Source organism: Chelativorans sp. YIM 93263 (assembly GCF_028767125.1).
Lineage (GTDB): Bacteria > Pseudomonadota > Alphaproteobacteria > Rhizobiales > Rhizobiaceae > Chelativorans.
This window is the reverse complement of record NZ_JAKCWP010000001.1, coordinates 21,746-43,053: the sequence shown is the minus strand read 5'-3', so window position 1 is coordinate 43,053 and position 21,308 is coordinate 21,746. Positions and strand designations below refer to the sequence as shown.

At 60.9% G+C, this 21,308-nt stretch carries 18 protein-coding genes; 4 read left to right on the top strand and 14 right to left on the bottom strand.

Annotated elements, in window-relative coordinates:
- Positions 1-2: 2 nt before the first annotated feature.
- Entirely contained in the window at positions 3-752 is a 750-nt protein-coding gene (locus LY631_RS00200; RefSeq protein ID WP_274423097.1) for a DUF3108 domain-containing protein, read from the bottom strand.
- A 254-nt stretch (positions 753-1,006) separates the two neighbouring features.
- Here LY631_RS00200 and rpmB point away from each other — a divergent pair, with 254 nt between their 5' ends.
- Both rpmB and LY631_RS00190 read left to right on the top strand, forming a co-directional pair.
- Positions 1,007-1,303, top strand: a complete 297-nt coding sequence (rpmB, locus tag LY631_RS00195) for a 50S ribosomal protein L28 (protein ID WP_274423096.1) — start codon at positions 1,007-1,009, stop codon at positions 1,301-1,303.
- Between the two features lie 56 nt (positions 1,304-1,359).
- On the top strand, positions 1,360-1,986 hold the full coding sequence (locus LY631_RS00190) for a queuosine precursor transporter (RefSeq protein WP_274423095.1): 627 nt from the start codon (positions 1,360-1,362) through the stop codon (positions 1,984-1,986).
- A gap of 9 nt (positions 1,987-1,995) precedes the next feature.
- Here the strand turns inward: LY631_RS00190 and LY631_RS00185 are convergent, their stop codons facing one another.
- Both LY631_RS00185 and LY631_RS00180 read right to left on the bottom strand, forming a co-directional pair.
- A complete protein-coding gene (locus LY631_RS00185) occupies positions 1,996-3,534 on the bottom strand; it encodes a hypothetical protein (protein ID WP_274423093.1) in 1,539 nt (512 codons plus the stop codon).
- A 135-nt stretch (positions 3,535-3,669) separates the two neighbouring features.
- Positions 3,670-4,968, bottom strand: a complete 1,299-nt coding sequence (locus LY631_RS00180; RefSeq protein ID WP_274423092.1) for an adenylosuccinate synthase — start codon at positions 4,966-4,968, stop codon at positions 3,670-3,672.
- 202 nt (positions 4,969-5,170) lie between these two features.
- On the opposite strand from LY631_RS00180, the gene LY631_RS00175 reads away from it, so the two are divergent.
- Positions 5,171-6,091 carry a DMT family transporter gene (locus LY631_RS00175; RefSeq protein ID WP_274423856.1) on the top strand — a complete coding sequence of 307 codons (921 nt, stop codon included), beginning with the start codon at positions 5,171-5,173 and terminating at the stop codon, positions 6,089-6,091.
- A gap of 43 nt (positions 6,092-6,134) precedes the next feature.
- On the opposite strand, the gene serA is transcribed toward LY631_RS00175, so the two are convergent.
- Positions 6,135-7,733 (bottom strand): phosphoglycerate dehydrogenase, encoded by a 1,599-nt coding sequence (serA, locus tag LY631_RS00170; protein WP_274423091.1) that lies wholly within the window; start codon positions 7,731-7,733, stop codon positions 6,135-6,137.
- 58 nt (positions 7,734-7,791) lie between these two features.
- Positions 7,792-8,964 (bottom strand): phosphoserine transaminase, encoded by a 1,173-nt coding sequence (locus LY631_RS00165; protein WP_274423089.1) that lies wholly within the window; start codon positions 8,962-8,964, stop codon positions 7,792-7,794.
- An 851-nt stretch (positions 8,965-9,815) separates the two neighbouring features.
- Between LY631_RS00165 and LY631_RS00160 the strand changes: the two genes are divergently transcribed.
- On the top strand, positions 9,816-10,097 hold the full coding sequence (locus LY631_RS00160; RefSeq protein WP_274423088.1) for a hypothetical protein: 282 nt from the start codon (positions 9,816-9,818) through the stop codon (positions 10,095-10,097).
- Between the two features lie 106 nt (positions 10,098-10,203).
- On the opposite strand, the gene LY631_RS00155 is transcribed toward LY631_RS00160, so the two are convergent.
- The 9 genes from LY631_RS00155 to LY631_RS00115 form a co-directional block, all read right to left on the bottom strand.
- Entirely contained in the window at positions 10,204-10,890 is a 687-nt protein-coding gene (locus LY631_RS00155; RefSeq protein WP_274423087.1) for an outer membrane protein, read from the bottom strand.
- Between the two features lie 169 nt (positions 10,891-11,059).
- Positions 11,060-11,941 carry an outer membrane protein gene (locus LY631_RS00150; protein ID WP_445082809.1) on the bottom strand — a complete coding sequence of 294 codons (882 nt, stop codon included), beginning with the start codon at positions 11,939-11,941 and terminating at the stop codon, positions 11,060-11,062.
- Between the two features lie 156 nt (positions 11,942-12,097).
- Positions 12,098-13,450, bottom strand: coding sequence for a phosphoglucosamine mutase (gene glmM, locus LY631_RS00145; protein ID WP_274423085.1), 1,353 nt, complete (start codon positions 13,448-13,450; stop codon positions 12,098-12,100).
- Positions 13,451-13,757: 307 nt separating this feature from the next.
- Complete coding sequence (gene ftsH, locus LY631_RS00140; RefSeq protein ID WP_274423084.1) at positions 13,758-15,698, bottom strand: ATP-dependent zinc metalloprotease FtsH; 1,941 nt, start codon at positions 15,696-15,698, stop codon at positions 13,758-13,760.
- Positions 15,699-15,819: 121 nt separating this feature from the next.
- A complete protein-coding gene (gene tilS / locus LY631_RS00135) occupies positions 15,820-17,142 on the bottom strand; it encodes a tRNA lysidine(34) synthetase TilS (RefSeq protein ID WP_274423082.1) in 1,323 nt (440 codons plus the stop codon).
- Between the two features lie 8 nt (positions 17,143-17,150).
- Complete coding sequence (gene ybgF / locus LY631_RS00130; RefSeq protein WP_274423081.1) at positions 17,151-18,101, bottom strand: tol-pal system protein YbgF; 951 nt, start codon at positions 18,099-18,101, stop codon at positions 17,151-17,153.
- A gap of 111 nt (positions 18,102-18,212) precedes the next feature.
- Entirely contained in the window at positions 18,213-18,731 is a 519-nt protein-coding gene (pal, locus tag LY631_RS00125) for a peptidoglycan-associated lipoprotein Pal (RefSeq protein WP_274423080.1), read from the bottom strand.
- 170 nt (positions 18,732-18,901) lie between these two features.
- Complete coding sequence (gene tolB, locus LY631_RS00120; protein ID WP_274423078.1) at positions 18,902-20,218, bottom strand: Tol-Pal system beta propeller repeat protein TolB; 1,317 nt, start codon at positions 20,216-20,218, stop codon at positions 18,902-18,904.
- 39 nt (positions 20,219-20,257) lie between these two features.
- The gene (locus LY631_RS00115) at positions 20,258-21,304 is read right to left on the bottom strand and encodes a hypothetical protein (RefSeq protein WP_274423077.1); all 1,047 of its coding nucleotides are present in this window, start codon (positions 21,302-21,304) and stop codon (positions 20,258-20,260) included.
- Between the last annotated feature and the right edge of the window lie 4 nt (positions 21,305-21,308).

Here is a 21,308-nt window from a genome sequence, read left to right as displayed (position 1 = left end):
CGTTACATGCGATGTCCCCTGATGTGCACTGTTCCGATCTTTGTGGCAATGCTTGCGCGGGCGAGCGAATAAACTCCGCGGCCTTGCACGGGCTCGAAACCGATGAGAATGCGCGAGCGGTCGCGCAGGTAGGCGATCGAGGAATGCCCCTTCCGATAGCCCGATACCGGAACGAAACGGGCCCGGCAGGTGACGGAAGCATCGCGGAAGTTCTCGTCGCCCTGTGCCGGCTCAAGTTCGAGATCGGCCCGTATGCTGCCATCATAGACTCTGATCGTGCGGCGGCACACGTCTGCCTCGCGTTCGGCGGGTAGCAGCAGGGCCGTTACGGGGTCTGCCACGCGGGAAAGGTGTTCGCGCTCGACCGGCACCCAGTCATCCCGCTTCTTCGGCTCCGGTTTGTACTCCGCCTCGTTCACTGCACCATCGGCAAAACGGATCGTGGCCTTCGTGCGCTCGTCTCCGCTGGTGTATTCGAGCGTGTATTGATTGGGCCGGCTTTCGTTTTCGTTCAGCCATCCATTCGCCGTGACGGTGCCGTTGGTGCGATCAAAAACGCGGGCGAGACCGGCGCTCTCGAAGCGGCCGGCCACCGCAAAACCCGGGCCTTCAAAATGGCTTTCAAAAATCGCGCGGCCTATCTGGAGCCCGTAAAGCGAGATGTCGTAGCGCACGCGCTGGACTTCCTGGGCTGCTGAAGCGGGTTCCGCGAAGGCGATTGCCGCGATGGCGGTAATTAAGGCGCGGCGCATGGTGTTCGCCCTTTCGGTGCTTTCCTGGGCACAATGTAAACGGGCCAATCTGGCGAATATATGAAATGTTAAGGTTTGCAACGTGCAGCAAGCCGGCCGGAAGGCGTTCGGCGGCGTATCGCCGGTGAACCTTGACCAACGGGAGAAATGCCTTTATGTGAGCGGCGATCTCCACGAGGCCGCCTGATCGTATCGTGCGCCGTTCATACGGATGCGGTTGGCGATATTGCGGTCCGAAAGATAAGGTAAGAAAAATGTCCCGCAAATGTGAACTGACCGGTAAGGCCGTTATGAGCGGCAACAATGTAAGCCACGCCAACAATAAAAGCAGGCGTCGCTTCCTGCCCAATCTTTGCGAAGTCACGCTCATGTCCGAAGCGTTGGACCAAAAGGTTCGCCTTCGCGTTTCGGCCAACGCTCTGCGCACGGTAGAGCATCGTGGCGGGCTCGATGCTTTTCTGGTCAAGGCAAAATCGAACGATCTTTCCCAGCGTGCGCGCCTTCTGAAAAAGCAGGTCGCCAAGAAGCTGACGGAGCAGGCTGAAGCCTGATCTGCCGAGGGGGCCGGCTTTGCCGGCCCGCTGGTTCCATCACCCAGGATAAAAAAATGTACTTTGCACCTTCAGTCTGGCCTTTCACGGCCGCCATGGCGGTCGTGGTGGTCGCGTCCAATTTTCTCGTTCAATTCCCTTTCGAGCATTGGGGGATGGGCGAAATCCTGACCTGGGGCGCGTTCAGCTATCCTCTCGCCTTCCTTGTCAATGACCTGACAAACCGGCGTTTCGGGCCTCAACGGGCGCGCCGGGTCGTGCTGGTTGGCTTTTTCATTGCGGTCGTCCTGTCGGTCTTGCTGGCCAGCCCCCGTATTGCGATCGCTTCGGGAAGTGCCTTTCTCATGGCTCAGCTCCTGGATGTCTCGATCTTCGACCGGCTGCGGCAGGGACGCTGGTGGCGCGCGCCGCTGATCTCGACGATCATCGGCTCCGGGATCGACACTGCTCTCTTCTTCTCGGTCGCTTTTGCCGGGGTCTTTTCCTTCCTCGACACCGCGCTCGGACGTCAGGACGGTTCGCTCGCCTTCGCCGTCCCTCTGTTCGGCATGGGGTTCGACGTGCCGCTCTGGGTTTCGCTCGCGTTGGGGGACTTGGTGGTGAAGCTCCTGATCGGCTTCGCCATGCTCATCCCATATGGCACGATCATCACGTTTGTCCGGCCGGTTGAGGCGGCGTCCTAGCGGGAAGCACTACCCGCTGGAGGCGTTCGCCCAAGCCTGCATCGCCTCATCGAAGACCTCCGTGCCGGCAGTGCCTTTTTCCAGCGTCACCAAGGCGCGGCGGCCGGATGTGTAGACGATCGGAATGTCGAGCCAGCTTTGCCGGCGCATGAGCGTCCTGTTCGTCTCGAGATCAGCCTGGCTGTCGCTCAAGGCCACCAGGAAGAACCCGTCGGCAATCTTCGCCGGAATACCGAGCAGAGGGCTTCCCGTGTCCTGCTCGCTGCGCTTCATGGCGACGCGGAGCACGTTGTCTATGCTGCCGCCCGGAAAGTCGTCGGACGTCAGGAAGATGAGCTCTACAATGTGGCTGGCCGGCAAAGACTGATCCACATTTCGCCGGATTGTCATCTTGAGTTGGAGATCCTTATCGGGAATCGTCGCCTCGGCCCGGATGGCGGGCTCCGGTGGCAGGTTGTCGCCCGGGGATTCCTCGACGATCGACCAAACAACATTGCCACTTTGAGCGGAGCCTTCGGAAGCACTCGTCCGCTCTTCATAGAAAATCGCTCGCTGGCCGACGGCAAGGGCTTCGCCGCGTGCCTCCCCGTTGTTTTCGATAGGGGCGCCGTCCTCGAGTTGGGTCGCCGTGGCAATGGATGTCCCTTCGCCGAGCGAGGGTTCGCCGCCGGCCGGGCCTTCATCGACCTCTTCTCCGTCTTCCGTCAAGCGCTGGGTAAACTTCGTGTTTTCCTCGGACGAGGCTGCCTGCTGCTGATTATCGCTCGCGGCGGCGGGATCTTCTGCAGCAGCTTCGACAGTTTCACCCTCCGGCTCATCTACTGCTTCGTTCCCGTCGTTTTGTACGACGGTGGCATCGCTCGACTCGTCCAATCCGGCCAGGCTCACCAGGTCGTCGCGATAATGCCAGCCGGCATAGGCTGCCGCGCCCACGAGGACCAGGCCAAAAAGGAGCGTCAGGACCAGACCGCCGCGCCGGGCGCGACGTCGCGGCGGAGGCGGAGCAGCGGCTTCTTCCGTTTCAGCCTCGTGCTCTGCAGGATCCGGTCCCTCCACATCGGCGATGCTAGCCTCCGCTTCCCGAGCGGGTTTATCGGCGTCGTCCAAAAAGGGTTCTTCGAACCGGCCGTCGTCATACTCGGTCGCGCTGCTATCGTCGGCTTCCTGCGGCAGAGCGTCTTCGGCCCAGGCCGACTCGCCGGTCTCCGGCGGCGAATTTTCGTCAGCGGGCCCGGTCTCAATCTGTGGCTCACTATCGTCGGGCGAGGGGGCCTGCGGCTCAGATGGCCCCAGGGATTTGAAGAAGCTGTCGAGATCGTCTTCCATAGGTGGAGAAGCGGCCGGCGTCTGATACTCGGCTTCCACCGTCGCGATAGCATCTTCAAGCAGTTGTTTCTGGCGGGCGACGATCTCCTCGGGAGAAGAAGCGGCCGCGAGTTTGGCCTCGATCGTATCCCGCGCCCGCTGGTAAACGCGCGCTCGTGTCTCGGCTGTATTGTCCTCCAGCCCGTCAATGGTCTTCCGCAAGACCGTAGCAAAGTCTGCCATGCCCAAATTGCCCGTTTTTGATCTCCGCGAGCCCCGTGCAGCCGCCGGTTACACTTGCCGCTGAATTGTGGAGACTCTATAGCATGCCTGAAGGCAATGGAATCCCCGCAGCGTCGCGGCGCCCATTGCCCGCGATTAGTCCTGGAAGGGATCGGTAACGAGAATCGCGTCCTCCCGCTCGGGACTGGTCGACAGCAGCGCTACCGGCGCGCCGATCAGTTCCTCGATATGGCGCACATACTTCACCGCCTGCGCCGGCAGGTCCGTCCAGCGCCGCGCGCCGCGCGTCGTCTCCTTCCAGCCTTCCAAGGTCTCGTAAATTGGCTCGAGCCGCGCTTGCGCGCCCTGTCCGGCCGGCAGGTAGTCGATCGTCTTTCCGTCGAGCCGGTAGCCCGTGCAGACCTTGATCTCGTCCAGCCCGTCCAGTACGTCGAGCTTCGTCAGGGCGATGCCGTTCATGCCGTTCGCCACCACGGCCTGGCGCACCAGCACGGCGTCGAACCAGCCGCAGCGCCGCTGCCGCCCCGTCACGGTGCCGAATTCATGGCCCTTGGTGCCAAGCAGCTCGCCGATCTCGTTGTTCTGCTCGGTGGGAAACGGCCCTTCGCCGACCCGGGTCGTATAGGCCTTGGTAATGCCAAGCACATAGTCGATCGCGCCCGGCCCCAGGCCCGAGCCGGTCGCGGCCTGGCCAGCCACCGTGTTGGACGAGGTGACAAAGGGATAGGTGCCGTGATCGATGTCGAGCATCGTGCCTTGCGCACCTTCGAAGAGGATGCGGTTTCCCATGCGGCTCGCCTCCTCGAGGATCTTCCACACCCGATCGACAAAGGGCAGGATGCGGCCGGCGACGGAGGATAATTCCTCCATGATGTCCGCGTGCGAAACCTCTCTGTGGCCGAGGCCGCGGCGCAGGGCGTTGTGGTGGGTCAAAAGCCGGTCCACCTTCGCAGGCAGGGTCTCCATATTGGCGAGATCCATCACGCGAATGGCCCGGCGACCGACCTTGTCTTCATAGGCCGGGCCGATCCCGCGCCGCGTCGTGCCGATCTTGGTGCCCGAGTTGGAGGCGGCGTCTTCGCGGAAGGCGTCGAGCTCCCGGTGGAGCGACAGGATCAGCGCGGTGTTCTCCGCGACCTTCAGCGATTCCGGTGTAACCTGCACGCCTTGGCCGGCAAGCTTGTCGAGTTCCGCCACGAAGGCATGAGGGTCGAAGACAACGCCATTGCCGATAACCGAAAGCTTGCCGGTGCGGACGACCCCGGAGGGCAGGAGCGAAAGCTTGTAACTGACGCCGTCGATGACCAGCGTGTGGCCCGCATTATGCCCACCCTGAAAACGCACCACCACATCGGCACGCTCCGACAGCCAGTCGACAATCTTGCCCTTCCCTTCGTCGCCCCATTGGGAGCCGACGACCACAACATTCGCCATAGCTGAGTCCTTCTAGGCAGCATCGAGGTCGCGTAGCACGCGGCCGCATGTAAGAAACCACCGGGCTCTATAATACCTTGCGGCCCGCGATGCGACCCTGATTCTGCCTTGCAGGCGCAGTGTCATGCATTTCTTGCAGCTGCCTCAATTTACCCGTGCCGTCCGATGCTCTAAGCCTGTCGCGGAAACAGCCGGGGTGATCATGCAAAACATCGTCTATGTGCTCCTTTTCCTGACAACGCTCATCTGGGGAGGGAACGCGGTCGCGGGAAAACTCGCCGTGGGGCACGTATCGCCTTTCATGCTGACCACGCTGCGCTGGATTCTGGCCGTCCTAATCCTACTGCCTTTTGCGATCCGGCCCCTGCGGCGGGACTGGCCGGTCATCCGGAAAAACCTGCCGCTCATGGCGGTTCTAGGCGTGCTCGGCTTCACGCTTTTCAACGCCTCCTTCTACACGGCGCTGAATTACACGTCCGCCGTGAATGTATCCATTGAGCAGGGTGCTATTCCGATGGTCATTATTGCGCTCAACTTCCTGCTGTTTCGCATCCGCGCTACCGCGCTCCAACTGGCCGGCTTTGTCCTGTCGTTGATCGGTATAGCCCTGACGGCCAGCCATGGCGACATATCGCGTCTTGCCGAGCTCGACATCAACACGGGTGATCTTTTCATGCTACTCGCCGTGGTCTTTTACGGAACCTACACGGTGGCGCTGCGCTTCAAGCCCGATGTCCACTGGCTGAGCACGATCACCGTTCTAGCGACGTCGGCGCTTCTTGCTTCCCTGCCATTCGTGGCCTGGGAGCATGCCAGCGATCGCCTGATTCTGCCGGATACGCAAGGTTGGCTCGTGGTCGCCTATACGGCTCTCGGACCCTCCATTCTCTCGCAGGTTCTCTACATCCGGGGCAACGAACTGATCGGCGCGAACCGCGCCGGATTGTTCGTCAATCTCGTGCCGATCTTCGGGACGCTTCTTTCCATCGCCATTCTTGGCGAGGTTTTCGAGCCGCATCATGCAATCGCGCTGGTGCTCGTGTTCTGCGGTATCGGATTGGCGGAGTACAGCGGGAGAAAAGCCGCCTCTATGAGCGCCCGCGTCAGAGCCTCGGTGGATTGAATACCGAGGGAGCGGGCGTCCCGCCCGCTCCCGAGTTCGCGGCTTAAACCGCGACGTCGAAGTTCAGCGGCTTGGCCGAAATGATTGAATCTGTGGCTTCCAGCTCTTTCAGCACAGACTCCGGGCAAGGCGCATCCAGATAGAGCAGCGCGATCGCATCGCCGCCCGGGCGGTTGCGGCCAAGCTGGAAGTTGGCGATGTTGACGCCGTGCTTGGCGCAGATCGTGCCAAGCAGGCCGATGATGCCGGGCGTGTCGTAATTGGTGGTATAGAGCATGTGCTCGCCCACCTCCGCGTCGAGATTGATGCCCTTGATCTGGATGAAACGCGGCTTGCCGTCGGAGAAGACGGTGCCGGCGATCGATCGGGTCTTGTTTGCGGTCTTCACGGTCAGCTTGATATAGCCGTCGAAAACTCCCGACTTGTCACGCTTGACCTCCGACAGGATGACACCGCGCTCCTTCGCCATGATGGGGGCGGAGACCATGTTCACGTCAGAGACCTGTGGCCGAATCAGGCCGGCCAGCGTCGCGCTGATCAACGCGCGCGTATTCATGCTGGAGGTGGAGCCGTCGAACACCACCTCGACTTCGCGGATCGGCTCTTCCGTCACCTGGCCGACAAAGGTTCCCAGAACATCGGCGAGCTTGACGAATGGCTTCAGCCGCGGCGCTTCCTCGGCGCTTATGGAGGGCATGTTGATGGCGTTGGTGACCGCGCCCTTGATGAGGTAGTCGGACATCTGCTCGGCCACCTGAAGCGCCACATTTTCCTGTGCCTCGCTCGTGGCGGCGCCCAGATGCGGCGTGCAGACCACATTTGGCATGTTGAAGAGCGCGTTTTCGGTGGCCGGCTCTGACTCGAACACGTCTATGCCCGCGCCGGCGACCTTGCCCGATTCGAGAGCGCTGACCAGATCCGCCTCGTTGACAAGGCCGCCGCGCGCGCAGTTGATGATGCGCACGCCGTCTTTCATCTTTGCGATTGCCTCGGCATTGACAATGTTGCGCGTCTTGTCCGTCAGCGGTGTGTGCAGAGTGATGAAGTCGGCGCGCGTGAAGAGGTCGTCCAACTCCACCTTTTCGACGCCCAACTCCTCGGCCCGTTTGGGCGAAAGGAACGGATCGAAGGCCACGACGTGCATCTTCAAACCGATGGCGCGCATTGCGACCACGGAGCCGATATTGCCGCAACCGATGACGCCCAGTGTCTTGCCGGTGATTTCCACACCCATGAAGCGGTTCTTTTCCCACTTGCCTGCGTGGGTGGAGGCATTCGCCTCCGGGATCTGCCGCGCCACGGCAAACAGCATGGCGATGGCATGCTCGGCGGTCGTGATGGAGTTGCCGAAGGGGGTGTTCATTACGATGATACCACGGCGCGAGGCTGCCGGGATATCAACGTTATCGACGCCGATGCCGGCGCGACCGACGACCTTCAGATTGTCGGCGGCGTCGATGAGTTTTTCCGTCACCTTGGTGGCCGAACGGATGGCAAGTCCGTCATACTGGCCGATGACGGAAAGCAGCTTTTCCTTGTCTTTGCCGAGATCGGGTTCATAGTCGACCTCGATGCCGTGCTGTTTGAAGATGTCGACGGCGGTTGGTGAAAGCTTGTCGGAAACGAGTACGCGAGGTGCCATTTCGGGGCTCCTAGAAGATTAGGATTGGGGAATTGGGCGATTGCCGCGCTGAACGGGATCAGGCGCTCTGAAGTGCGGCTTTCTGTTCGTGAAAGGCCCAGTCGAGCCAGGGCATGAGCGCCTCGAGATCGGAGGTCTCGACGGTCGCGCCCGCCCATATTCTCAGCCCGGGAGGCGCATCGCGATAGTGGCCGATGTCGTAGGCCACGCCCTCCTTGTCGAGCCTGGAGACTATGCCCTTTGCAAAGGCAGCCTGGGCTTCCGGATCGAGTTTGGTGACGGCCTCATCGATGATGGAAAGGCACACGGACGTGTTGGAGCGTGTCGCCGGATCCTGCGCCAGATGGGCCAGCCAGCCGCTCTTTTCCACAAAACGGTCGATGGCGGCGAAATTGGCGTCGGCACGAGCGATCAGCCCGTCGAGTCCGCCCACCGACTGCGCCCAGGTGAGGGTGTCGAGATAGTCTTCCACGCAGAGCATGGAAGGCGTGTTGATGGTTTCGCCCTTGAAAACGCCCTCGTTGAGCTTGCCGCCCTTGGTGAGGCGGAAGATCTTCGGCAGCGGCCATGCCGGCGCGTAGGTCTCCAGGCGCTCTACCGCACGAGGAGACAGGATGAGCATGCCGTGCGCGGCCTCACCACCCAGCACTTTCTGCCAGGAGAAGGTCACGACATCGAGCTTTTCGAAGTCGAGGCGCTGCGCAAATGCGGCCGAGGTGGCATCGCAAATGGCGAGCCCCTTGCGGTCGGCCGGGATGAACTCGCCATTCGGCACGCGCACGCCGGAGGTCGTCCCGTTCCAGGTAAAGACCACGTCGCGGTCGAAATCCACTTGGGAAAGATCGGGCAGCTCGCCGTAATCCGCCTCGATACGGCGGACGTCATCGAGCTTCAACTGCTTGATGACGTCGGTCACCCAGCCGGAACCGAAGGACTCCCAGGCCAGCATATCGACGCCCCGCTCACCCAGAAGGGACCAAAGCGCCATCTCCATGGCACCGGTATCCGAGGCAGGCACAATGCCTATACGGTAATCGGAGGGGACCTTTAGGACCTCGCCGGTCAGTTCGATGGCCCGGGCGAGCTTTTCCTTGCCAATTTTGGCGCGGTGGGAGCGGCCGAGGGCGGCATCCCTCAGCGCCTCGGGCGTCCAGCCGGGGCGCTTTGCGCAGGGTCCTGACGAGAAATGGGGATTGGCCGGACGGACGTCCGGCTTTGCAGCTTTTTCCATAATGTATCTACCCTTCCAGATAGTAGCCCCTCGTTGGGGAGGGGTGTCCCACGGACGGGCTTACAGCAACCAGCGGAAAAGTACAAGGCCACGGAGCTCTGCGAGAATTTGTGGGCCGGCCTTCGTGTTCTTCAGGTTGGGGCAAGCAAGCGGGTTTTAGAATCAAACACCAAGTTTGCAGCTTGCATCAAGAAAGATTGAGCGGATATGTTAGCTGCGCTCAACCAGAAACATGGCTCGTGTGAGCGAGAGGAGGAGGCGCACAGAGCGTCAGGGAATCAAGTGCGGTCGAAGTTTCTCGCTAGTAACCTAGTCCTTTTGATCATATTGGCATCACTTCAGATGCACCCGGGTGTGACATCCAGCCATGCTGCCGCTGCAGCACTGCACCCCAGCCATTCACATCAAGATCACCATCATTCGGGCAAGCACCTTCACGAATCCGGCGGATACGGTGAACACGATCACGATCACGGGAACGCGCATGAGGACGGCAGTGAAGCCTGTCATGCATCGCTTGGTCTGTATTGCGACTGCCTAGATCTCCTTTTACCAGAGGTGGAACATTTCTCCCGCGTCCCCGTCCATTCCCCTTCGGAATTTTTTTGGGTGTGCTGACGCCCCCTCCTCCTCCGTTGGCCTAGGGTCAGGACCTACTAATCTGCTTGAAATGGTGTGATGCCATCTGTTTGGACCACATCGCTCTTCTGAGCTTGTCGAAGGGGCGCTCCTCCTTGCATCTCTTTGCCGTTCTGGCGCCATTTCAATCACATTAGTAGGTCGTGACCCTGGCTCATGCTTGTCGTCGCCTTCGGCGGCTGAGATTGGAACGGCACAACGGGTACGAATTTATGACGGAAGACAAGACGAAAGCGCCTCATTCGGAGGCGTCCACCCTCGCTTCGCAAACTGTTCTGATAGCACTGCTATCGCAGCTTGCAGAGATGAGTCCGCAGCTGAGGATAGCAATCACGCAAGCACTGGAAGCGGCCGCACGCGGCCTGGAACTCACTGCATTGGAAGAGCGGGATTCGATGCGACGGATCACGATCGGGAACGCTGCCTCGGCTGTCGAGAAAATGCACGATGCAGCTCTCGGAGCGAGCAGCCGCGATTCTGAATTGCGTCACTGATCACCTTGAGACTTGCCGGAGCGGCCATGCGCCTCCGGCAAGTCTCGAGAGTATTGCAGTGCATCAGGATTCGTGGCGAAGCTATACGGCAAAAAGACCGTCAACATTACCAGAGATCGTAGCGCAGACCGACGCGGACCTGGTGGAAATCGAGACCGTCTTCGATCTGCCCCGATTCGAAATCCAGATACTCCGCTTTAGGCGAGTTCAGGTACTGATAGCCAACATCCATAGAGAGATTATCGGTGAGACTGTAGTTGACGCCAGCATTGAGCGAATAGGCGAAGGTGTACTGCCGGTCATCCGCTGAAATGTCGATGCCGGGCGAAACGAGGCGGGCGCTGTGCTTGTTGTAGAGCATACCGGCGCCTGCACCGACATAGGGCGTCAGGCCGACGACTGTACCCAAGTCGAGATAGCCGTTCAGCATGGCAGCCAGAACACGATTCTCAAGTTCCAGTTCGTCGAGTCCGTCGCTGTAGCTGAAAGAATCATCGGAGATGTAGCTGAGATTCACGTCGGCGCGAAAAAGATCGTTAAAGTGATAACCGACACCGACCCCGCCGCCGATACGCTGATTGTCAAACTCGACACCCAGCGGATCATCATAGACGGACTCGTTTACATTGTAAGTCAAATCGCCTCGCAAGTACCAGCCGGAGCCGATTTCGACCGGCACGTGCTCGGGAAGCTCCTCGATGACCAAAGGGGGGCCGTAATCTGCACCTTGGGCCGGGAGAGCCGCGGCAGAGACAACAGCAGCGCTCAGCGCGAGGATGGATGTTTGGCGCATTGATCCGAAACTCCGCAAGAATGGGGCAATCTACCCGCCAGGAATCTGGAAGAACTATTAACCATAACGGTTAACCGCCGGTTAAGAATGATCGAGCGGGGGAAATGCTCACTGGCGAAAAAAAACCGCCCGAAAAATCGGGCGGTTCGAAGGGGCAGGGATCGCGTTTTTATTTAAAGACTGGCGGCTTGTAGGAGGGCGCCGGGTCGTAAGCCACGTACTCCGGCTCGGGTGTATATCCGCCGCCGAACTGATAGCGGAATCCCAGCTTGAAGTCGTGTGAGGTCAGGTCCTCGAAGTGCATCGGATTATCGACGGTGTTGGCCCCCTCATAGGTAATGATATCGCCGCTCTGCGCGTCACCTAAATCGAGGTAGCTGTAGCCCACATCAAGCGTGAGGGCGTCGGTGATCTGGTAACCAAGCCCGGCATGCAGTGCCCACGCGAAGTTCCATTTCGAATCGGTGCCGCCATAGGCGACGCCCTCATTGGGTACATTGATGTCGCGGAAATGGTGAATGGTGTTGCGCGACGCGCCGATACCAGCGCCGACATAAGGTGAAATGCCGTGCCAGGACCCGAGATCGACATAGGCGTTCGCCAGCAACAACCACTCGGACTTTTTCGCACTGTATTCGTTGGTGCCGTCCCAGGTCGAGGGATCGCCGTCATCAACAAAGTCGTAGCGGTCAAGGGCTGAGAAATCGGCTTTGCCTCGATACTCGGCCGTAATATCGCCGCGAAGGTGGGAGTTGAACCTGTAGCCGACGCCGCCACCCGCTACCGGCGCGCTGCTGAAGCCGCCGGGATCGAGGAAATCCAGATCGTCCACACCGTCGAACAGCACGTTATGAAGGCTGCCCACGCGCTGATTGCTCATGCCGATATGACCGCGCAGATACCAACCAGCAATCACCGGCTTCTTCGCCGGCGGCGGTGGCGTATATTTCGGCGGCTGCACGACGCGTGGCCGCTCAAGGTCGGCGGAATAGGCACTCGTGCCCAGACCGAGCACGGCAAGTGTTGCAAACAGGGTCGTTCTCTTCAGCATATCTACAATCCCCGCTAGGCGCTCCTGGCCTTTGGCTGGTTGAGTCATGCTGAAAAATGAACGAGAAAGGTTAAGTAGCAATTAACCTTAACGTGTGGGTTGTTTTATATTCACCGCATGCCTATGGACGCCGGAATTCAGCTGTTTTCGGTTGTTTCAGGCTGCGTTTCTGGCTTCGGTAATCGCACCGATAATGTCGTCGACCACCGAGCGGATGAGCGTGGGGTCGTCCCCCTCGGCCATGACTCGGATGAGTGGTTCCGTTCCCGAAGGACGGATGACCAGCCGGCCGGACTTCTCGAGCCTGGATTCGGCGTCGGCTATGGCTGTCCGGACAGGCGCGGATTCAAGCGGCTTACCGCCGCCTGTTTTCACGTTCTTGAGAATCTGCGGCACCGGTTCGAATTGGCGGCAGACCTCACTGGCCGGGCGGTTCTGTCGTTTGATGCAAGCCAGTACCTGCAGGGCGGTCACAAGGCCGTCCCCTGAGGTGGAAAAATCGGAAAGAATGACGTGCCCGGACTGCTCGCCCCCGACATTGAGGCCGTGGGCGCGCATGTGCTCGACCACATAGCGATCGCCGACCTTGGTGCGATGCAGGGACAGCCCGCGATCACGCAGGAACCGCTCCAAGCCGAGATTGGACATAACCGTGGCGGCGATCCCGTCTCCGGAAAGACGTCCGCTTTCGTGCCAGGAGCGGGCGATCAGCGCCATGATCTGGTCGCCGTCGACGATCGTGCCGTTCTCGTCCACGATCACCACACGGTCGGCGTCGCCGTCGAGCGCTATGCCGATATCGGCGCGCACCTCATGCACTTTCTTGGCCAAACTCATAGGCTGGGTCGAGCCACATTCCTCGTTGATGTTGAAGCCGTCGGGCTCGGCGTGGATCGCGACCACTTCCGCGCCCAGTTCCCAAAGGGCGGCGGGCGCCACCCGGTAGCCGGCGCCGTTGGCGCAATCGACCACAATGCGTAGGCCCGCGAGCGACATGGAGCGCGGCAGCGTGCGCTTGGCGGCCTCGATATAGCGGTCATGCACGCCATCCACGCGCTTGGCGCGGCCCAGCATATCGACATCGGCCAATGCCATTCCGATGTCCTTGTCGAGCATCGCCTCGATGCGATCCTCGATCGCATCCGACAGCTTGTAGCCGTCCGGCCCGAAAAGCTTGATGCCGTTGTCGTGAAATGGATTGTGAGATGCCGAGATCATGACCCCGATATCGGCTCGCAGGGATCGCACCAGCATGGCGACGGCGGGGGTCGGGATAGGTCCCAGAAGAAAGACATCCATGCCGGCGGCGCAGAAGCCTGCGACCAGCGCATTCTCGATCATATAGCCGGAAAGGCGGGTATCCTTACCCAACACGACGCGGTGGCGGTGATTGCCGTTCTGGAAGGAAAGCCCGGCCGCCATCCCCACCTTCATGGCAATCTCGGCGGTCATGGGAAATCTGTTTGCGCGACCGCGGATACCGTCAGTCCCGAAATACTTTCTCGACATTTCTTTCTTTGCCTGCACCGGTTTCGATTTGCTTCGCAAAGCGGCGTCCCTTGTTATCATTTGCCACAGGATCGAGCGGGTCTACGCATCACTTTATGTGAGATTTTGTAAAGGATCCAGGTGAACAGCCAATTGCGCCGATAGGTTAATAAACAATTGACTTAACCCCCGTTCCGGAGCGCGTGCAAGAGTGCAGGCGGAACTCTAGAAAGCTGCATCTCCTGGGCAAAAACAAAGCGAGTACGACGCATCGCACTCGCTTTGTCCGCTCGATGAGGGGCAGGGTTATACCCGATCTGGAGCTTAACTAACTCTGCGGCTGAGGCTCCATGCCCGTGTCGGGTTCATCGCCACCTTTTCTCTTGCCTTCGCCGCGTGCGCCGGCCTTGGGCACGGTGGAGCCGCGAGAGGGCGGCGTATCATCACCGAGGTCGCGGGAAGGCTTCTCACCCTGGATGATCGCCTGGATTTCGTTGCCCGAGAGGGTTTCGTACTCGAGAAGGCCCTCGGCAACGGCGGTCCAGTCTTTCTTTCGATTCGTCAGGATTTCGCGGGCTTTCGTGTAGGCTTCATCGATCAGCCTGCGGACCTCACCGTCAATCTTCTGCTGCGTCTCTTCCGACATGTGCTGCTGGCGCGCCACCGAATGACCCAGGAAAACCTCTTCCTGGTTTTCGCCGTACGCCACCTGACCGAGCTTGTCGGAAAAGCCCCATTGCGTGACCATGGCACGGGCGAGTTTGGTCGCTTGTTCGATGTCCGATGCCGCCCCGGAGGTGATGTTCTCCTTGCCGAACTTGATTTCCTCGGCGACGCGCCCACCCATCATGATGGCAAGCCGGGAGATCATCCATTTATAACTCATGGAATGGCGGTCGCCCTCGGGAAGCTGCATCACCATACCGAGAGCCCGTCCGCGCGGTATAATCGTCGCCTTGTGAACCGGATCGGCCGAGTCCACGTTGAGCGCGACTACGGCGTGACCTGCCTCGTGGTAAGCTGTCAGCTCTTTCTCTTCCTGGGTCATGACGTGGGAGCGCCGCTCGGCGCCCATCATCACCTTGTCCTTCGCGTCCTCAAACTCCTGCATGGTGACGAGACGCTTGTTGCGCCGGGCAGCCATCAGGGCGGCCTCGTTGACCAGGTTGGCAAGGTCCGCACCAGAGAAGCCCGGCGTTCCGCGCGCCACCACCTTCATGTCGACATTGGGTGCCAGCGGCACATTGCGCGCATGTACCTTGAGGATCGTTTCGCGGCCGGCGATATCCGGATTCGGCACGACCACCTGCCGGTCGAACCGGCCGGGCCGCAGAAGCGCGGGGTCCAGCACGTCGGGCCGGTTGGTTGCAGCGATCAGGATGATGCCCTCATTCGCCTCGAAACCGTCCATCTCGACGAGAAGCTGGTTCAGGGTTTGCTCGCGCTCGTCGTTGCCGCCGCCGAGCCCTGCGCCGCGATGGCGTCCCACGGCGTCGATCTCATCGATGAAGATGATGCAGGGCGCGCTCTTTTTCGCCTGCTCGAACATGTCGCGAACGCGCGAAGCACCAACGCCGACGAACATTTCCACGAAGTCCGAACCGGAAATGGTGAAGAAGGGAACGTTCGCTTCGCCCGCGACGGACCGGGCAAGCAGCGTCTTACCGGTTCCCGGAGGGCCGACGAGCAGAACGCCGCGTGGTATTTTACCCCCGAGCCGCTGGAATTTCTGCGGATCGCGCAGAAACTCGACGATTTCCTCGAGATCCTGCTTTGCCTCGTCGACGCCGGCGACATCCTGGAAGGTGACGCGGCCGTGCGCCTCCGTCAGAAGCTTCGCCTTCGATTTGCCGAAGCCCATGGCCCGGCCCGATCCCGACTGCATCTGCCGCATGAAGAAAATCCATACGGCAAGGATGAGGATCATTGGTAGCCACGAGATGAAATATCCGAGAATGGAATTGGATCCATCGTTCTCCGGCTGGGCATTGATCGTCACATTACGGTTTTCCAGCCGCTCGACCAGCGTGGAATCACCCGGAGAATAAGTCTGGAACGGCGTTGAATTGTCCGTATACGTTCCGGTGATCTTATCCCCAGTGATGGTGACGCTCTTGATCTGGCCGTCGGACAATTCCTGAAGGAACTGCGAATAGGCGATATCACGCGTCGCGCTACCCTGCTGCGGCGCCTGGAAAAGGTTGAAAAGCGCGATGAGCAGAACCGCGATAATCGCCCAGAGTGCAAAATTTCGGTAATTTGGATTCATGTGCGTTCCATAGCAACGTCGAGCCGGCCTGTGCAGTGCACGGATTGTCCCTAACATAGGGAGCGGAGAAGGTGTTGCCAACCGCGCCCGTGCATTTGCCCCTTTTCTAAAGCGAATACGTCTATGTCATTAATTTTTTGTGGCGTTGCAATGGCAATTCGGGAATTGCCTTCCCGCCGATGAGCGCGCGGATTGCATTGGCTGGTGCGAGATCGAAGCTGGGGAGAAGGCGGGACCACGGTCCGGCCACCGGGTGGACAACAACAGAGCTGGCCGCGAGTCCAACCCACGCGCCTTCCGAGCGGAGCGCCGGCTGCGCCGCCAGGGCGGAGCGAACCAGTCCCGACGGAGCATCAAAACCCCCGATTTTTGCGCTTTGCGCGTTTGTGGAGCCGAATGGCGTGATCGTCAGGTTCCGGGCGTCATCGGACGGGACGATGCGATAGCGCCCGTCCCAGAGCATTTCGGCAGTGAGGCTTGTCTGGGGCAGGTTCCGATTTTCGCGGTGAAGATAGATGAGTGGGCCCCGGGCAGCGACGATGGATCGTGACAGCGTGACGCGGGCGCGTTCAGCCGTCGCCTGCGACAATATCTCTCCCGCCCGATTCTCGGACGGGAGGTGCGGCGTGCCTCCGGCCACCGCCAGCAGAATGCGAAGCGCATAAAGCGCCGTATCGCCATCGGCATTATTGAAGCCGGTTTTGTCAAGACGGAACAAGCCGGGCGCAACCTCTTCGGCAAACCGGGAAATCGTTGCAGCCGCCTCGCGGCCGGCCGTCTCTCGCATGGCCGCTTCTTCCTCCGCCTGCTTGAGTAGCCGGCCGATCTCGTCCTCTGACAGAGACTGGCGCAGGCGCACGCGCTCGAAGCGCTGGTCGCGATTGGTGGGGTCCTCAATCCATGCGACCGCCCGCTCGCGCAGGAAGGTGCGCAGGCTGGCGCGGCGCTCTGTCAGAAGCGGCCTCAGGAACCAGACACGGTTGTTATAGAGAGTGGCCGGGGCAATGCCGGCAAGACCGCGTCCGCGTCCACGCGCTCTGCGCATAGCAAGCGTTTCGGCCTGATCATCGCCCGTATGGCCGGTAAGGACGAGATCGGTACCGGCATCCTCGGCGGCTTGCGCCAGGAGGTCGAAACGCGCCTCTCGCGCGGCCTCGGACACACCGCTGCCCGGCTTGGCGCCGCCCCAATGAAGGGTGCGGTGGGCGATACCCCATTGCCGGCAAAGATGCGCCACCTGTTGTGCTTCCTCGCGCGATTCCGGGCGAAGGCCGTGATCGATCGTGACAGCCAGCAACGACGGGGTGACCGCGCAAGACTTCAGGTGGTCCCGCAGGAGGAGCAGAAGAGCGAGGGAATCGCCGCCTCCTGAAACGGCTACGATAATGCGCGCACGCCCGGAGAAATCGACCGACCGGAACAGATCGTCCGGATCCGGTGGCATTTCGCTTGTCAGCAACCGACGGAGGCCCGCTCCATCCTCACGCGGTCGCTCAAGGCACTCGAAATTTCTGGATAACGCTGCTCCATTTCGGTGAAGGTTGCGCAGGCTACATCATGCTGGCCAATGGCCGCAAGCGACACGCCGAGCTTCAGCAGCATGTCGGGCGCCTTGTTGGCGGAAGGAAAGGATCGGTTAGCTTCCAGAAAGACCTCCGCCGCTTCGCGGTGGCGTTCCTGCGCCAGCAGCGCTTCGCCCAGCCAGAAATGGGCGTCAGCGGCGTGCGCGCCGTCCGGAAACTGATCGAGATACTGGCGAAAACCCGCTTCCGCCGTGTCGTAATCCCCGGAGAGGATGAACTCGTATGCGTTGCGGTAGATGCGCTCCGGATCGTTTGAGTTCGGCAGGGCCGCGACCGTCGAGCCATCAGTATTCCCCAACAGATCCAGCGGTTCTCCCGGATTGCTGGAGACGATATTGCCGTTATCGTCGAATGTGATGGATCCGAGAGCCCTCGGCGGTTCACCTTGACCGCCGCTTTCAGGCTCGGGGTTCACACGCTCGGCGGTTCCCGTGGTGGCGCCCTGATCCGGCTGATTCGATCTTTCGGCGGGCTCTACCGCCGTTGAATCCTGCACTTCCGAACTGCCGCCCTCGAGCTGCTGAAAGCGGAATTCGTTATCCTCCTGCATTAGGCGCATCTGCTCCTGCATCTGCAGGATCTGGAAATTGAGCTCTTCAACCTGGCCGTTGAGGCGGCGGACCTGCTCCTGCAACTCCGCTATGCGCGGATCGCTCGCCTGCGCCAGGACGATCCGGCCTTCCTTCGCGCCGACCATCGATTCCGCCGCCCGCGGGCTAGTAGCGTAGCCCGGCTGGAAAAATGCGCCCGCACTCCCGGTTGAGAGTGCGATGCAGCAGGTAACAGCGGTCAGCGCACACGCAGTTTTGGGAAACAGCATCCTGTCCTCGCATTCCAAAGAAACGACAAGCAGGGCCTTCTCGCCCCACCCCTTTCTATCAGGCAGCGAGACTTCGGCCAAATTTTGTTGTGCTCTCTATATGCGGTGGGTTCAGCTCCCCGCACCCCTCAGCGCTGTGACCGCGCGCCTGTTCTGCGACCAGCAGGAGATGTCGTCGCAGGTGGCCACCGGCCGCTCCTTGCCGTAGGAGATCGTGTTGATGCGGTTCGCCGACACGCCTTGCGAAACCAGGAAGTCACGCGTGGCCGCGGCCCGGCGGGCGCCCAGCGCCAGATTGTATTCGCGCGTGCCGCGTTCGTCCGCGTGGCCTTCGATGGTAACGGAATAGGACGGATACTTGTTGAGCCATTGAGCCTGGCGGCTCAGGGTCCGCTGGGCGTCGGCGTTGACGACTGAGGAATCCGTCTCGAAAAAGATACGGTCGCCTACGCTGACGGTAAATTCCTGCTGCGTGCCCGGCTGGGCCGATGTCCCGGCACCTCCTCCCTGGAGGCCAAGATCGACAGCGGAATTGGGTACCTGGTTTTGCGTGCGGCACCCAGCAATGGCAAGGGCAGCCAACAATCCGATGGCAACGGGATTTCTGGTCAGGCTTTTCATACGGCCCATAGCCGCCTCTCCTTAAAATCGGATGGGAATCCTTCAGAACTCAGTAATCATGACAGGGTTAACACCCGATCAAGAAACATGGTTAACGTTTGCTTTCCCAGATCGGCCCTGCAGCGGCGAAACTGCCGATTCGGGACGGTAGCAAAAAATGCGGCTGAAAGGCGGCGCATTTATTTCAAAAGCGGGGACCAGGCCGGATCCGAAGCGAAGTTCGGTGCCGGAATATTCTGCTCGTTCCGTCCCGTGAGGTCTATGGAGTGAAGCTGCGGACCCGCCGCGCCGGAGTCCTGGCGGAAGAACATGATGACGCGCCCGTTCGGGGACCAAGTCGGCCCTTCCGTGAGGAAGCCGGATGTCAAAATCCGCTCGCCGGATCCGTCCGTGCGCATCACGCCGATCTGGAATTCTCCGCCGCTTTGCTTGGTGAACGCAATGAGATCGCCGCGGGGGGACCAGACCGGTGTGGAGTAGCTCCCGTCGCCGAAGGAGATTCGCTCCTGATTGCTGCCGTCGGCGTTCATGACGTAGATTTGCGCGCGTCCGCCCCGGTCCGAGGTGAAAACCACTTTATTGCCATCGGGCGAATAGGATGGCGATGTGTCGATGGCGTTCGTGTCGGTCAGCCGCGCGGTGTTGCGCGTCCGCAGGTCCATGGTGAAAATGTTGGAATTTCCGTCGTCGCGCAGCAGGCTCATGATGACCTTGTCGCCGTTGGGCGAGAAGCGCGGGGCGAAGGTCATACCGGGAAAGTCGCCGACCAGCTCGCGCTGGCCCGTCTCGAGTTGCAGGAGATAGACCTGCGGCTGCCCGCTCTCATAGGACATATAGGTGATTTCCTGGCGTTGCGGCGAAAAGCGCGGCGTGAGCGCGATCGAGCGCCCATCCGTGAGATAGCGCAGGTTCGCACCGTCCTGATCCATGATGGCCAGGCGTTTGACGCGGTTATCGCGCGGGCCCGACTCGTCGACGAAAACGATGCGGCTGTCGAAATAGCCTTTCTCGCCGGTGAACTGCTCGTAGATCGTATCGGCGATAATGTGCGCGATGCGGCGCCAGTTCGCCTGGTTGGAAAAAAGCTGCTCGCCTACCAGTTGTTGCCCGGCAAACGTGTCCCACACGCGAAACTCAGTGCGCAGCCGTCCATCCGGCTCTTCCGTTATACGCCCGGTCACCAGGGCCTGTGCATTGATCACTTGCCAGTCCTCGAAGCGCGGCGCGGCATCGGGATTGGAAATCTTCTCGACGAATGCTGCCTTGTCGATCGGTGCGAAAAGGCCTGAACGCCGCAAGTCGGCCATCACCACGTTGGCAATCTCCGCGCCCTTGCCCTCGGCGGAAAGAAATTCAGTGATCGCGATCGGCACGGGTTCAACCACGCCTCGGGTGACGTCGATCTCGACGAGCGCGCGTGCCGGCGTGGCGGCCAGCGCGACCATGCCCACAGCCAGGCTCGCAACCGCAAGGGCGGCTTTCAGGACGTTCTGCATTAGTTTAGGCCTCTTGAACTTTCAATTGTGTGACATCCGTCAGAACATGTCGCGTGGGTCGAAGTTGACGATGACATCCGCCCATGCGTCGTATTTCTCGGCCGGCAATTCATAGGGCGCGCAGCGCAGGATGGCGCGCCGCGCCGATTCCGCCGCTGCCCGCATCACGCCGGAACCTCCGCCCCCTTCCGTGATCTGCGGGGTTCCCTCCACCTCGCCGCTCGGATTTAGGCTGAATTTCAGAGACACGCGGAGATTCTCGGCGCCCTGCGCGCCGGCGGGCACGTTCCAGCAGCGTTGGATTTGGCCGCGCAGCGCGTCCATCTCGCTTTGCGTCAGGGTCTCGCCTCCGGTGGTGCGGTCGCTGCCCAGCGATGCCTCTTCGCGCGAGCGCCGAGCGCCGCCGCCGGAAGCGTCTTCCTTGTTGAGGAGGGCGGCCACTTCGTCGAAAAGCTCCTCGCTATCGCTGTCCCGCGCGGATTGCTCTTCGGCCGTCTCGCGGGTCTCCTTCGGTTCCGGCGCTCTGGCGGTCTGCGGTTTAGGCGGTTCCGGACGTGCCTGCGGCAGCGGCACCGAATCCGGCAGTTGGACACTTTCCTCCTCCGCATTCTCCGCAACAAGCGGATCGGAGGCGGGAGCCTCGGTCACCTCCTGGGGCAATTGAGCTTCCGGCTCGCGCTCGGTTGCAGCGACCTCGGTCTCTTCGGCCTCGGCGGTTGCATCGTCCTGAGCCATCTCCTCCACCGGCTCCGCCTCGGGAGCGGGCTGCTCCTGGGCGGCCTGCTCGACAGGTTTCGGCTCAGGCTCTGGCGTGGGCGGTCCATCAGTATCGGTATCGGCCTCGCCGACACGCTGCGCATCCTCGACCGGATCAGGCCGGCGCGTCGGCGCGGGGGCGGGGTTTTCATTCAGCTCTGCTTCCCGAACCCCTTCCTGAACCTGTGCAATGTCCTCGAAAGGGATGATGTCGACGGGCAAGGACTCGACGTCGGCGACCTCATAGGCGCCGGGCGCAGAGAGGGAAAAAAGCGCAAACCCGATCAGCGTCGTGTGCAGCGTAAGCGATGTGACAAGACCGGCCTTCATGGCG